Genomic DNA, 13781 nt, shown 5'->3' on the forward strand with positions numbered 1-13781 from the left:
GGTTTTTCTGCAGCGCAGCAGGGGGTCAATCGTTCAGGGCAGCCAGTCCTTCGAGCACGAGATGTTCGCGCAGGGTCCAGGCATCCGATGCCAGGAAGGGCTGCAGTGTGGTGGCATCGCCGCCACCGACGAAGCCGGGCAGTCGATGGCGCGTCTGTACCCGTTCCAGCAAGCCGAGCGCCGCCGCCAGGGCAGCCTCAGCCACGCAGGATTCCGTATCCGTGCCAGGTTGGTCGTGGGCAGGCGCGTCGAAGACATGGGGGAACTGCGTGCGGTCGAGCACGGCCGTGCGCATGGCGTGCAGGCCGGGGGCAATGAAGCCGCCCAGATGCTGTCCGCGGTCATCGACGATGTCCACCGTCAGGGCGGTGCCGGCGCTGACCGCGATAAAGCCCGCGCGGCGTTCGCGCCAGAGGGCGGCCATTGCCAGGAAGCGATCCACCCCCATGCGCTGCGGTTGGGCGTAGGCCAGCCGCAGACCGTCGTGTTCGGCCTTGGTCCGCGCGAAGCGGATCTCGCGTGCGCCGCCGGTCACGGCCGCGGCGCGCAGCGCCTCCTCGACATCGGCGCCGAAGACGTGGGCGACGTACAGCGCGCCCTGCGTGTGGGAGAGCATCTGTGCCAGAGCCGTTGCCGGGTCGCCGCCATGCATGCAATACGTAACCGCATCGCTGCCGCGTAGCCGCCACTTCAGGCGGGTATTGCCGATATCGACATCCACAAAGCTCATGCGCGGCGCACCGAGACGTCGCCGGCGTGCACCCGTTGGAGCTGGCCGTTCTCGTCCTCCACCTGGAGCGCTCCGTTTCGATCGACGCCACGGGCGATGCCCGTCCATTGCGCTGCGTCGTGCACCACGATGGCACGATCGCGCAGGGCGTCGTGGGCGTCGAAGACCGCCAGAAAGGCGGGCAGTCCTTGGCTGTTGAAGCGCTGACAGCCGTGGGCAAGGGCCGTGGCCAGGCGGGCGCAGAGCATGTTGCGCGCCGGCAGTGTGGCCGTCTCCGTGCATTCGCTGAGCGCGATGGCGGGTTGATCCAGGCCCTCCAGCCCGGCGTGCCGGTGCAGGTTCAGGCCCAGGCCCATGACCACGCGGAAGCTGCCGCCCATCTCGCCGCGTGCCTCGATCAACAGGCCGCCGAGCTTGCCGCGTTCGGTGATGAGGTCGTTGGGCCACTTCAGGGCAAGCCCCTGTGCGCCCAGCGCCTCCAGCGTCTGACAGCAGACGCAGCCGATGGCAAGCGGCAGCGCGCCGAGGGCATCTGCCGGGTGGTCAAAGCGCCACGACAGCGACAGATAGAGGCTCTGTCCGAAGGGAGATGCCCAGGCGCGCCCGCGTCGTCCGCGGCCCGCAGTCTGGTGTTCGGCTACACACAGGTGAGGGTCTGCCGTGGACGGGGCATCCAGCAACCAGCGGTTGGTGGAGTCCACGCTGGGCAGGACGGTCACGCGCTTGATGGGTGCGTCGAGGTGTGCGCGAATCGCGGCCTCGTCGAGCAGGTCGATGGGTGTGGCCAGACGGTAGCCGCGACCGGCCTGGGCTTCGACGCTCAGTGCGTAGCGTTCGCGCAGACGCGCCACCCGCTTGGCCAGCCCGGCGCGGGTGCAACCGGCCTCAGTGGCGAGGCGCTCGCCGGAGTGCCATTCGCCGTCGGACAGCGTGCGCAGCAGCGCACTCAGCTCTGGCGCTTGCGCATCCATTGGCGGATCAGGGCCAGTCGCTCCATGCGGGTTTCGGTGCCGTTACGCAGGCGTTTGAGATTGTCGCGGTGCTTGAACAGCACCAGGGCCGCCATGGCGAGCACAAAGGGCAGGCTCCCGGTAGGCAAGGCCGTTGCCGGAGCAACCAGGACGACCACCACAGCAGCACAGGCGGCCAGCATGCTGGCCGCACCCACGTAGCCGGTGGTCAGCACGACCAGCACGAAGGCTGCAAGCAGGAGGGCGAAGACGCCCGGCAACAGCACCGCGAAGACACCGGCCAATGTGGCCACGCCCTTGCCCCCATGAAAGCCCATCCATACCGGGTAGCAGTGGCCGATGGCGGCGGCGACCCCCGCCACGAAGGCGAGGCGCTGCGGGTCGGCAAAGGCGCCGAGCCACAGCGGCAACAATGTGACGGCCACCACCCCTTTGAGCACATCGATCAACAGCACCGGCAGCGCCATGCGCACGCCGCCGGTGCGCAGGGCGTTGGTGGCACCGATGTTGCCCGAGCCGCTTTCACGCAGTCGGATGCCGCGCAGACTGGCTACCAGCGGGCCCCCCACGATGGTGCCCAACAGATAGCCGAGCAGTCCCGTCAGGACGAATGCCATCCAGGCGCTCATGCGGCCTCGCTACCCAACCATGCGGCGCGCAGGGCGCGGGTGTCGCTATCCGCATCCTCGCGCAGTCGCAATTGCCAGCGATCAGCGACGGGCACTTCCGGCATGACCAGGGTCTCGTACAGTTGGTGGTCGCGGAAGTAGTGCACGGTGGCACTGCGCCGCGGCTTCAAGCGCAGCAGGCGGCGTTCGAGGTTGTGTGCGGTCACGCGCGCCCCATCGATGGCGACGATCTCGTCGCCGCCGCCGAGGCCTGCGTGCTGCGCCGGGCTGCCCTCGTGTACGCCGGCCAACACGGTGCTCTGTGGTTGCATGCGCAGTCCGACACGGGCGTTGCGTTCCATGTGCTTGCCATCAACGATGGCCTCGCAACGCAGGCCCATGCGCTGCAGCAAGGCGGGTAGTGCGATGTCGCCGGGTTGACGCAGCCACTGGTCGAAGTCGTGCGCGAGATCGGGCAGGCCGGCCAATTCACAGGCCACGGCCTCCAGCGCACCCTCGGGTGCCGCAATGGCCTGCTTGCCGTAGCGCTGCCAGAGTGCACGCATGACGTCATCCAGGCAGATGCGGCTGTCGAGGCGTAGACGCAGGTCCAGGGCCAGGGCCGCCAGTGCGCCCTTGGAGTAATAGCTGACCGTGGCGTTGGGCAGGTTCTCGTCGGGTTGATAGAACTTGGTCCAGGCCTCGAAGCTGGATTCGGCCAGACTCTGTACATGTCTTCCGGCGGTGCGACCAACGCGCGTCATCTGCTCGCCCACAGCGTCCAGGTACTGCTGCACGCTCAGGCAGCCAGCCCGGCGCAGCATGTAATCGTCGTAGTAGCTGGTGACCCCTTCATAGGCCCAAAGATCGCGCGTATAGGCCTCGCTGCCCAGGTCGGAGCTGGCAAAGGCTTCAGGCGTGATGCGCTTGACGTTCCACAGGTGAAAGTATTCGTGGCTGCACAGGCCGAGAAAGCCACAGTAGCGGGTACTGCGCTCACCGCTGTCGCGTAGCGGCAGGTCGTCGCGCGCGCAGACCAGGGCGCAGGAGTCGCGATGTTCGAGGCCGCCGTAGCTGTCGGCGGTCACCGCGGCCTGGAACTGGTACCCACTGAGGGCGGGCTCGTTGCCGAAGAGGGCGCGCTGCGCCTCGCAGATGCGCGTCAGGTCTTCGCGCAGTCGGTTTTCGTCTAGGTCGGCGGGAGGGTCGCCGGTGAACACCAATTCATGGTCGATGCCGTCGACGCCAAAGCGGACGTGACGCAGCGGGCCGACCGTGATCGGGTGGTCGATCAGCTGTTCCCAGTCTTCGGCCCGGTAATCGCCAAAGCCGCGTCGGTCGGTGTCGACCGCCGGCAGGGTCGTGGCCACGCACCAGTCCTCCAGTGGCGTGGCCTCCAGCGTCACCCCACAGGGGCCGTCCTGTTGCTCGGCGTGCCAGAACACGGAGGTGCCGTTGATGAAGGCGCGGCGCTCGTCCAGGTAGGCCTTGCGCACGCTCGGGTCGAAGGCATGGATCTCATATTCAATGCGCAGCGGACCGTCACAGGGCTCGCAGCGGATGCTGCGCTTGTCCAGCCGCTCCCAGCAGATCGGCGCGCCGCGGCAGTCGGCGCGAATCCAGGTGATGTGGCGTGAGAAATCGCGGATCAGGTAGCTGCCGCGCGTCCACGAAGCCAGGCGCAGGATCTGTCCCGTTGCTTGCGGTGCGTCGATCCGGCACTGCACCCGCAGGCGATGGGCCTTGGGGTCCGCCAGTCGAATATGGAAGTGCAGCGGGTAGTGAGCCAAGGGAGAATCCGGCGCCAAAAAACGGTTCGCATTGTAGCGTTGTGCCTGCACTGCGGCGCCGTGGCCGCTCGGCTACACTCGCACCCACATCCGCGCGGCTTTGAGGAGGGCTGATGCGCGCCGTCGTCTGTAAATCGTTGGGACCACCCGACAACCTGGTAGTGGAAGAAAAGGACGATCTCACCCCCAAGGCCAACGAGGTCTGTATCAAGGTGCACGCCTGCGGGGTCAACTTTCCCGATACGCTGATTGTCGAGGGCAAGTATCAGCTGCGTCCCGAGCCGCCCTTCATTCCGGGGGCCGAGGTTGCCGGCGAAGTACTCTCGGTTGGCGAGAAGGTGCGCCATGTGCGCCCGGGGGATCGCGTCACTGCGCTCGTGCAGGTGGGCGGTTTTGCGGATCAGGCCTGCGCCGCCGGCGAAGCCGTGATGCCGATTCCGAACGAGATGAACTACACCCAGGCCTCGGCCTTTCCGCTGGTCTACGGCACGGTCATGCATGCGCTGCGGCAACGCGGTGCGCTGCAGGCGGGCGAGACCCTGCTGGTACTCGGCGCCGGCGGTGGTGTGGGTCTGGCCGCCGTGCAGCTCGGCAAGATCATGGGCGCGAAGGTGATCGCCGCGGCCGGCACGCAGGAAAAGCTGTCGCTGGCCAAGCACTACGGTGCGGACGAGGCCATCAACTATTCCTATGGCTCCTTCAAGGACAACGTCAAGAAGCTGACCAATGGCCAGGGCGCCGATGTCATCTTCGACCCGGTGGGCGGCGATCTCGGGCAGGAATGCCTGTCCTGCATCAACTGGCGCGGCCGCTATCTCGTCATCGGCTTTGCTGCCGGCGACATTCCGCACATCGCGGCCAATCGTCTGCTGCTCAAGGGGGCGTCGGCCGTGGGTGTGTTCTGGGGCGCCTTCGTGGCGCGTGAGCCGAAGGTCAATTTCGAGAACTTTGAGCAGCTCTTCGAGTGGTTCAGCGAAGGCAAGCTGCGTCCGCACATTTCCAAGACCTACCCGCTGGAGGACGCTGCCCAGGCATTGGCCGATATGCGTGCCCGGCGCGTGACCGGCAAGGTGGCCCTGTTGCCCTGATGTTCTCCCGCGTCTGTATCATCTGTACCGGCAATATCTGCCGCAGTCCCATGGGAGAGGTGCTGCTGCGCGAGCGCGCCGGCGACCGCCTGAGCGAGGTCTATTCCGCCGGTACGGGGGCTTTGATCGGTCATCCGGCCGACCCGATGGCAGTGGAGCTGATGCAGGCACGCGGTCTGGACATCGGCTCGCACCGTGCGCAGCAGGCGACCGGCGGCGTGCTGCAGCGCGCCGATCTGCTGCTGGTACTCGATGGCAGTCATCTGTCATGGATCCACCATCAACATCCGCAGATGCGCGGGCGCAGCTTTCGCCTGCTGCACTGGCGCGGCGAAGCCGATGTACCGGATCCTTACCGCCAGCCGCGCCAGGCCTTCGAGCACGCGCTGGAATTGATCGAGCAGGGCGTGGACGACTGGCTGGCCCGGATCTGAGCCCCCGGCTGGTTGCGCCCGCCGGCTCTGCTGTACAATTTTTGGCCACTTAACGGATCCGGGCCCGCGCCCGCATCGATGTCCACCCCGACGACGCCTGACACCGACTCGCACCGCACGCCCCCACAGGCCGGGAAGCCGGCACCGAAGCTCTTTATCAAGACCTTCGGCTGCCAGATGAACGAGTACGACTCGCGCAAGATGGCCGACGTGCTCGCCGCCTCCGACGGCTATGTGCGCACCACGGAACCCGACGAGGCCGATCTGCTGCTGCTCAACACCTGCTCGGTGCGCGAAAAGGCGCAGGAGAAGGTGTTTTCGGAGCTGGGCCGCTGGCGGGAATGGAAGGCTGCACGGCCCGAGCGCCAGGTTGCCGTGGGCGGCTGCGTCGCCTCCCAGGAGGGCGAGGCCATCGCCACGCGCGAGTCGCTGGTGGATGTGGTCTTCGGTCCGCAGACCCTGCACCGCCTGCCTTCGCTGCTGGAGCAGACCAGGGCCACGGGCAGACCGTCGGTGGATGTGAGCTTTCCGGAGATCGAGAAGTTCGACCGCCTGCCCGAACCGCAGGCCGATGGCCCGACGGCCTTCGTCTCGATCATGGAGGGCTGCAGCAAGTACTGCAGCTTCTGCGTGGTGCCCTACACACGCGGCGAAGAAGTCTCGCGACCGGTCGATGATGTGCTGGTCGAATGCGCCCAGCTCGCCGACCGTGGCGTGCGCGAAATCACCCTGCTCGGACAGAATGTGAATGGCTATCGTGGCGCCCTGCGCGACGGCGGGAGCTGCGATCTGGCGCTGCTGATCCACTACGTGGCCCGTCTGGAAGGGGTGGAACGCATCCGCTTCACCACCTCGCATCCGATGGAATTCGACGACGGTCTGATTGAAGCCTTCGCGGACGAGCCGAAGCTGGCGAACTATCTCCATCTACCGGTGCAATCGGGTTCGGAGCGCATCCTCAAGCTCATGAAGCGGCCGCACACCATCGATGGCTATGTCGACAAGATCCGCCGCCTGCGCATGGTGCGACCGGATATCGCGCTGTCCTCCGATTTCATCGTCGGCTTTCCCAGCGAAACCGACGAGGACTTCGAGGCCACCATGAATCTGATCGCCGAAGTAGGCTTCGACAGCGCCTTCTCCTTCATCTACAGCCCGCGGCCCGGCACGCCGGCTTCCAACCTGCGCGATGGCGTGGCCACGGAAGTCAAGCAGGCGCGTCTGCGCATCCTGCAGGGCCGCATCAAGCAGCTCTCGGACGCGTACTGCCGCGCGCTGGTCGGGCAGACCCACAAGGTGCTGGTCGAGCGTCCCAGCCGCCGCGGCAATGGCCAGATGGCCGGGCGACTGTCCAACAACCGTTGGGTGAACTTCGACGCGCCGGAACATCTGGTGGGCACCTTTGTCGACGTGACCGTGACCGAATCGCTCAATAACTCCCTGCGCGGGCGTCTGGCGGAGGCAGCTTCTCCGGCTTGAACACGCCCCTTCGCAGTCTCGATATCGAATTGGCGCCGGACGATGCGCAGCGACTGGCAAGCCTCAGCGGCCCCTTCGATGCCCATATCCGGCAGGTGGAATTGCGCCTGGGCGTGGAGATCCGCAACCGAGGCAGCCGCTTTCGCCTGCTTGGGCCGGATGACGGCATTGCCCGTGCCGAGGATGTGCTGCGCCGGTTGTATGCCCAGACCGAGTCGCAGACGCTGACCACCGAAAACGTCCATCTCGCGCTGGCCGAGGCGCTCGATGCCGATGCCAAGCCGCTTGAGGCGCCGCAGCGTCCTGCACCGGATGCCGATGCGGCCTTCGTCGACAGCGACGACGCCGAGGACGAGGACGAGGCCGCCGAGGCTGCGCAGCCGGCGGGCAGTGAAGTCGTCATTCGTACGCGGCGGGGCATCGTGCGCGGGCGCACCGCGCGCCAGCGTGAATACCTCTCTGCCATCGCCACCAACGATGTGAATTTCGGCATTGGTCCCGCCGGCACCGGCAAGACCTATCTGGCGGTGGCGAGTGCGGTGCATGCACTGGAACGCGACCGCGTGCGCCGCATCGTGCTCACCCGCCCGGCGGTGGAAGCCGGTGAGAAGCTTGGCTTTCTGCCCGGCGATCTGTCGCAGAAGGTCGATCCCTACCTGCGTCCACTCTACGACGCCCTCTACGAGATGCTGGGCTTCGAGCGCGTGGCGCGCCTGATCGACAAGCAGGTCATCGAGATCGCGCCGCTGGCCTTCATGCGCGGGCGAACGCTCAACGAGTCCTACGTCATTCTGGACGAGGCGCAGAACACGACCCGCGAGCAGATGAAGATGTTCCTCACGCGCATCGGCTTTTCGTCGGTGGCGGTGGTTACTGGTGACGTCACTCAGATCGATCTGCCGCGCAATATGGAATCCGGCTTGCGTCACGCCCTGCGCGTGCTCGACGGCGTACCCGGCATCGGCATGACCTTCTTCGGGCGCGCCGATGTGGTCCGCCATCCGCTGGTGCAAGCCATCGTCCAGGCCTATGAAGCGCATGAGGAGGAGGGCGATGACCGTGGAGCCTCGCCCGGCTCGTGAACGCCATCGCGGTACAGCGGGCGGTGCCGCCACGCGGCATTCCCTCCGCCCGCAGTCTGCGTTGCTTCGCCGAAGCCGCAGGCGCCCGCGGTGCCCTCTGTCTGCGCGTGGTCGACGCCGAGGAGTCGCGTGCCCTCAACCATCAATTCCGAGGGCGCGACAAGCCGACCAACGTGCTCTCCTTTCCGGCGGCATCGCCGCTGCCCGAGCTCCCGCAGCTGGGCGATATCGTGCTGTGCGCACCGGTGATACAGCTCGAGGCCGAAGTGCAGGGCAAGGCGCCGCGCGCCCACTGGGCGCACATGGTGGTACACGGCGTGCTGCATCTGCGCGGATACGATCACCAGAACAGCGACGAGGCCGAGGCGATGGAGGCGCTGGAGCGGGGCATCCTCGCCAAACTCGGTTTTGCTGATCCATACTGACTTGCCCATGCCGCGGCATTGCCGTGACCAACACGAACAATGAACGACGAAGCAGACAGTACCAACGGCCAGACGGCCGAACGTCAGAACGAATCGGCGGGCTGGTTCCGCCGACTCGGTAAATCCATCGCCGGCGGACCGCGCAATCGAGGGGACATCCTCGAATTCCTCGGTGAGGCTTCCAACGAGGGGCTGCTCGACGTCGATGCCCTGCCCATGATCGAGGGCGTGCTCGAAACGGCCGACCTGCAGGCGCGCGACATCATGATTCCGCGTGCGCAGATGGTAGTGCTCGAGGACGACTGGGATCTCGACCAGGTGCTGGAAGCCGTGGTCGAGTCCGGCCACTCCCGCTTTCCGGTCGTGGGGCATTCGCGTGACGAGATCACCGGCATCCTGCTGGCGAAGGATCTGTTGCGCTTTTCGCGCTCGGACGCCCCGGGTTTCGAGGTCGCGCAGTTGCTGCGGCCCGCCGTCTTTGTGCCGGAATCCAAGCGCGTCAACGTCATGCTCCAGGAATTCCGATCCGGCCGGAACCACATGGCCATCGTCGTCGACGAATATGGCGGGGTAGCGGGCATCGTCACCATTGAGGACGTCATCGAGCAGATCGTCGGCGAGATCGACGATGAGTACGATGAGGCCGAGGGGGCGATGATTCTCAAGCAAGACGAACGTCGTTTTCTGGTGCAGGGGCTGACCCCCATCGAGGATTTCAACGGCTACTTTCAGGCTGATTTCTCGGACGAGGAATTCGATACCGTGGGCGGGCTGGTAGCGCATCACTTCGGGCACATGCCGCGTCGCGGCGAGAGTCTTCGCATCCAGAAGTTCGTCTTCAATGTCCAGCGCGCCGATTCCCGTCGCGTGCACGTGCTGCAGGTCACGCTGAGCCACGACGAATGAGCCGCCGGCCGGGCGCCGGCTGGCTCGGCGCGTGCATCGCACTGGGTCTGCTGCTGGCGGTCGGCAGTACGGCGGTGCGGGCGCAGGATGCCGCGGCATCCGCACCGCGCATCAGTCTGCTGACCTTCGGGCCGGGCTCGATCTACTGGCAGCGTTTCGGGCATAACGCCTTGCTGGTGCGTGACCGCAGCGGGTATGGCGGAACGGTCTACAACTACGGCTATTTCGACTTTGCGCAGGAGAACTTCTTCCAGAATTTCATCTTCGGGCGCATGCAGTACCGTCTGGCTACCGGCCGGCTCGACCAGACCCTCTCCCAGTATCACTACGAAGGGCGCGAGGTGCGCGAGCAGCTTCTCGACCTCTCCCCCGCACAGGCACGCGCGCTGGAAGCCTTTCTGCGCTGGAACGCGCGACCGGAGAACGCGGACTATCGCTACGACTACTTCCTGGAAGCCTGCTCCACGCGCATCCGCGACGCCCTCGACCGCATCACCGGTGGCGCGTTGCAGCCCTTGCAGCAGGTCCCGGCGCGTCTGACCCTGCGCGAGCAGGTGCTGCGGCTGACCGCGCCCGACCCGCTGCTGATGCTGGGTCTTGACCTCATTCTCGGACCCGCTGCTGACGCCCCGCGCAGCCTGTGGGAGGAAAGTTTTGTCCCGGAAGTGCTCGAACAGGCGCTGCGCAGTGTGCAACTGCCCGCCACCGAGGCGCTGGCGCCGCGCTCCATTGTGAAGAGCGAGCGCATTCTGGTGGCACGCGACCCGGGGCGCGGTGCCGTGCTGCCACCCGAGGATCCTCCGCCCTTGGCAGGCTGGTTCCTCGGCGCCGGGCTGCTATGGGTCGGCCTTCTGCTGTTGGCGCGGCGCTACAGCCGGGTGGCGTGGGCCGGTCTTGCCAGTCTGCAACTGCTGATCGCGGGGGCCGCCGGGCTGATCATGGTCTTCATCACGGCCGCCACGGCGCATTGGGCGGGCTGGTACAACCTCAGTGCCGCCTTCTACAACCCGCTGGCATGGCTGGCGCTGCCCGCGGTCTGGGCCGCTGCGCGCGGGCGTGAGCTCGGTCGCGGTCACCGCACCCTGTTGTGGATGCTGCCGGCAGTGGCCGCAGTGGGGCTGCTCGCGCCGCTGTGGCAGCACAATCTGCACCATGCGCTGTTCTGGGGTCCGGCGCATCTTGCGCTCGCCTGGAGCGCGCTTCGAATGGCGAGACCGCAGCAGAAGCGCATGCTGGCTGCCACCTGATCCACGGACTACTCGATGCCGAGCTTGCGGATCTTGTAGCGCAGCTGGCGGAAAGTGAGACCGAGCTTCTCGGCGGCACGGGTGCGGTTCCAGCGGGTGGCCTCCAGTGCCTCGATGATGGCTTGGCGCTCCACGCTCTGCAGCCGCGATTCGAGGCTGTCCCCGTGTTCTGTGGTGCTTTCAGTCGTTGGCTGGGCTGCGGGCGGTTGCGAGGTGGCAGGCGCTGGGCTGGCCGAGGTCGGCACGCCTCCCCCGGCGGCTTCGACCGCTTCGAGTTGCAGCGCCTCCTCGGTGATGGTGCTGTCTTCGCACAAGGTGACGGCGCGTTCCAGGATGTTCTCGAGTTCGCGGACATTGCCCGGAAACGGGTGCGCCACCAGCCGGCGCAACGCGCATTCGGACAGCAGAGGCACCTCGCTGCGCTGATGCCGGTGCGCGATCTGCTCGAGGATGTAGTCGGCCAGCTGCGGGATATCTTCCGGGTGCTGCCGCAAGGGCGGCGTGCGCACGCCCACGACATTGAGCCGGTAGTAGAGATCCTGCCGGAAACGTCCGTCGCTGACGCACTGGGCAAGATCGAGATTGGTGGCCGAGATGATGCGCACGTTGACCGGCTGCTCGTCGCGTGCACCGACCGGACGGACTACGCGCTCCTGGATGGCGCGCAGCAGTTTCACCTGCATGGGTAGCGGTAGCTCCGCCACCTCGTCCAGAAACAGGGTGCCCCCCTCGGCGGCGCGAAACAGCCCTTCGTTGTCCTGCAAGGCACCGGTAAAGGCCCCCTTGATATGGCCGAAGAGCTCGCTTTCCATCAGCTCCGAGGGAATGGCGCCGCAGTTGACCGGTACAAAGGGGCCATCCTTGCGCGCGCTGCGCTGGTGGACCAGGCGCGCGACGCGCTCCTTGCCGGTCCCGGACTCGCCACTGATGTGCAAGGGCGCCTGACTGCGCGCGACGCGGCCGATGAGGCCGCGCAGCTGCTGCATGACCGGTGCATCCCCGATCAGGCAATCGCCGTCGTCGCTGGCCTCGGGGCTGCCCGCACCGGGCAGCTTGAGGGCGTCATCGACCAGGCGACGCAGATCGTCTAGTTGCAGTGGCTTGCTGACGAAATCGAAGGCGCCTGCCTTGAGGCTGTCGACTGCGGCCTGGGCGTTGCCGTAGGCGGTGATGACGGCCACTGGCAAGCCCGGATGGTGTTGCTGGATGGTTTCCACCAGCTGGATGCCGTTGCCATCGGGCAGCCGCATGTCGGTCAGACAGAGGCGGAAATTGTGTTGACCGAGCAGGCGCCGGGCCTGATCAACGGTTTCCGCGGGGACCGCTTCGAGGCCCATGCGTGTCAGTGCAACGCCGAGCAGATCGCGGATGTCCTGCTCGTCGTCCACCACCAGGACGCGGGCGCGACTCATGCCGCCACGCCGCGGGTGGAAGCGGGCATTTGCAGCACGAAATGGGCACCCGGGCCGTCGTGCGGCTGCAGGAAGAGCAGTGCGCCGTTGGCCTCGCACAGGGTGCGCGCCAGATACAGGCCAAGGCCGGTGCCCTTGGTGCTGGTGGTGTAGAAGGGCTCGAAGATCGTTTCGCTCATGCCCGGCTCGATGCCTTTGCCATCGTCGCGGATGTGCAGAAGGATACGCGCGGTGGCGGGCAATGCGCGCATGCGGACGCTGCGCGCACCGTGCTCTACGCTGTTGCGCCACAGATTGTGCAGGATGCGGCAGAAGTGGTCGCTGTCGAAGTGCACGATGGTCTGACTGCTGACCGCGTCCGTGTCCAGATGCAGGGTGAGTTGCTGCGCACTGGCCTGATCACCCTCCTGAAATTGGCGGTAGGCGAGGCCCAGAAGCTCGGCCAGGGGGCGGTGGTCCGGTTCGGGTGGGCGGCCGCGGCTGATGTCGCTGACATCCTGCACGATGCCGTCGATGCGCTTCGCGTGGCGACGAATGACGCGGCGCAGGGCGTCGGCTTCCTGGGCGTCCTTGGCGGAATCCAGCAGTTCGGCCGCCTGTGTGATGGCGGACAGCGGATTGCGGATTTCATGGGCAATCGAGGCAGACAGCCGACCCAGTGCGGCGAGCTTGAGCCTCTGCGCTTCGTCGCGAGCGCGTTGGGCATCCTCGAGGAGCACCAGTACGGGCGACTGCGCACCCGGGCCCAGGGCCGTATAGCGCAGAACCAGGTCGCGTGTGCCCATGCGCACCGAGGCGCTGGTCATGCCTTGGCGCCAGCGTTCGATGTCCTGGGCGATATCGGGGGCGAACTGATCGAGTGATTGTCCGGTGACCCCGCCGTGGGTGCGCAGCAGATCGCGCGCCGCCTCGTTCAGGGTGCGTACGCGCAGCGCCTCGTCCACGACCATGACACCCGAGCGCATGGTGGCCACGATGGTGTCGTTGATGCGCGACAGGTCGCTGAGCGCACTGCCGGCCTGCGCGGCACGCGCCTCGCTGCGCCGGGCCCGCACGGCCACGGTGCTGGCCGAGATCGCGATCACGAACATGGCCGCGCCGAGGACACCCGCCTCGGTCAGCGGCCCGGCCGTCCAGTTGTTGGGGTACTGGCGGCTGAGTTCGACCGCGAACAGAGCCACGGTCCCGATGGCCGCCGCCAGCGTGGCCAGACGGGGCGGTAGCACCATGCCAAGGCCCAGCACCGGGATCAGAAGCAGCATCCCGAGGCCGCTGCCGATGCCGGAGCTGGCGAAGAGCAGGCCACTGACGGCGGTCAGATCGCTGATGCCGTGCAGCACGATCTGATGCTCGAAGGGCGGCGTGCGGCTCACCAGCGCGATCATCAACAGACTGCCGGCCGCGAACCAGGCGTAGGTCATGGCCTGAAACAGGCCAGGACGGCCGATGCTCAGGAAATCCGGCGCCTGCCCGCTGAAGAAGACGGCCGCCAGAATCGGCGCCATGATCAGTCGGTGTACGCAGAGCGCGCGCAGTACGCGCCACTCTTCGTCGGAGTGCTCAGTCATCCTGCCCGGAGGCATGGCAGGCCGGGCATCGCGATTGCGGA

At 66.6% G+C, this 13781-nt stretch carries 13 protein-coding genes; 7 read left to right on the plus strand and 6 right to left on the minus strand.

The genetic code is table 11. The features are described 5' to 3' along the window. Positions 1 to 25 precede the first annotated feature (25 nt). Genes ACOOFO_RS03135 through ACOOFO_RS03150 form a run of 4 tightly spaced genes read right to left on the minus strand, consistent with a single transcriptional unit; the run spans position 26 to position 4099 of the window. Entirely contained in the window at positions 26 to 730 is a 705-nt protein-coding gene (locus ACOOFO_RS03135) for a type III pantothenate kinase (protein WP_420428206.1), read from the minus strand. Then, positions 727 to 1701 carry a biotin--[acetyl-CoA-carboxylase] ligase gene (locus ACOOFO_RS03140; protein WP_420428207.1) on the minus strand — a complete coding sequence of 325 codons (975 nt, stop codon included), beginning with the start codon at positions 1699 to 1701 and terminating at the stop codon, positions 727 to 729. The genes ACOOFO_RS03135 and ACOOFO_RS03140 overlap by 4 nt, the downstream gene beginning before the upstream one ends. Continuing rightward, positions 1677 to 2318, minus strand: coding sequence for a glycerol-3-phosphate 1-O-acyltransferase PlsY (gene plsY / locus ACOOFO_RS03145; RefSeq protein WP_420428208.1), 642 nt, complete (start codon positions 2316 to 2318; stop codon positions 1677 to 1679). Before plsY ends, ACOOFO_RS03140 begins: the two co-directional genes overlap by 25 nt. A gap of 8 nt (positions 2319 to 2326) precedes the next feature. Continuing rightward, a complete protein-coding gene (locus tag ACOOFO_RS03150; protein ID WP_420428209.1) occupies positions 2327 to 4099 on the minus strand; it encodes a M61 family metallopeptidase in 1773 nt (590 codons plus the stop codon). A gap of 113 nt (positions 4100 to 4212) precedes the next feature. On the opposite strand from ACOOFO_RS03150, the gene ACOOFO_RS03155 reads away from it, so the two are divergent. The 7 genes from ACOOFO_RS03155 (at position 4213) to ACOOFO_RS03185 (ending at position 10760) form a co-directional block, all read left to right on the plus strand. Further along, entirely contained in the window at positions 4213 to 5187 is a 975-nt protein-coding gene (locus ACOOFO_RS03155) for an NADPH:quinone oxidoreductase family protein (RefSeq protein WP_420428210.1), read from the plus strand. Continuing rightward, complete coding sequence (locus ACOOFO_RS03160; RefSeq protein WP_420428211.1) at positions 5187 to 5621, plus strand: low molecular weight protein-tyrosine-phosphatase; 435 nt, start codon at positions 5187 to 5189, stop codon at positions 5619 to 5621. The genes ACOOFO_RS03155 and ACOOFO_RS03160 overlap by 1 nt, the downstream gene beginning before the upstream one ends. Before the next feature lie 78 nt (positions 5622 to 5699). Next, positions 5700 to 7100 (plus strand): tRNA (N6-isopentenyl adenosine(37)-C2)-methylthiotransferase MiaB, encoded by a 1401-nt coding sequence (gene miaB, locus ACOOFO_RS03165; RefSeq protein ID WP_420428212.1) that lies wholly within the window; start codon positions 5700 to 5702, stop codon positions 7098 to 7100. Continuing rightward, positions 7097 to 8182: a PhoH family protein gene (locus tag ACOOFO_RS03170; RefSeq protein ID WP_420428213.1), complete on the plus strand. Its 1086-nt coding sequence runs from the start codon at positions 7097 to 7099 to the stop codon at positions 8180 to 8182. Before miaB ends, ACOOFO_RS03170 begins: the two co-directional genes overlap by 4 nt. Then, the gene (ybeY, locus tag ACOOFO_RS03175) at positions 8179 to 8607 is read left to right on the plus strand and encodes an rRNA maturation RNase YbeY (protein WP_420428214.1); all 429 of its coding nucleotides are present in this window, start codon (positions 8179 to 8181) and stop codon (positions 8605 to 8607) included. The genes ACOOFO_RS03170 and ybeY overlap by 4 nt, the downstream gene beginning before the upstream one ends. A 39-nt stretch (positions 8608 to 8646) precedes the next feature. Then, positions 8647 to 9513, plus strand: coding sequence for an HlyC/CorC family transporter (locus tag ACOOFO_RS03180; protein WP_420428215.1), 867 nt, complete (start codon positions 8647 to 8649; stop codon positions 9511 to 9513). After that, positions 9510 to 10760 (plus strand): DUF4105 domain-containing protein, encoded by a 1251-nt coding sequence (locus ACOOFO_RS03185; protein ID WP_420428216.1) that lies wholly within the window; start codon positions 9510 to 9512, stop codon positions 10758 to 10760. The genes ACOOFO_RS03180 and ACOOFO_RS03185 overlap by 4 nt, the downstream gene beginning before the upstream one ends. 8 nt (positions 10761 to 10768) lie before the next feature. Here ACOOFO_RS03185 and ACOOFO_RS03190 read toward each other — a convergent pair whose 3' ends face one another. Both ACOOFO_RS03190 and ACOOFO_RS03195 read right to left on the minus strand, forming a co-directional pair. Continuing rightward, positions 10769 to 12172 (minus strand): sigma-54-dependent transcriptional regulator, encoded by a 1404-nt coding sequence (locus ACOOFO_RS03190; protein WP_420428217.1) that lies wholly within the window; start codon positions 12170 to 12172, stop codon positions 10769 to 10771. Then, positions 12169 to 13740 (minus strand): sensor histidine kinase, encoded by a 1572-nt coding sequence (locus ACOOFO_RS03195; RefSeq protein WP_420428218.1) that lies wholly within the window; start codon positions 13738 to 13740, stop codon positions 12169 to 12171. Before ACOOFO_RS03195 ends, ACOOFO_RS03190 begins: the two co-directional genes overlap by 4 nt. Positions 13741 to 13781: the final 41 nt, after the last annotated feature.

This window comes from Algiphilus sp., from assembly GCF_965216485.1.
In the GTDB taxonomy this organism is placed as follows: Bacteria; Pseudomonadota; Gammaproteobacteria; order Nevskiales; family Nevskiaceae; genus Algiphilus.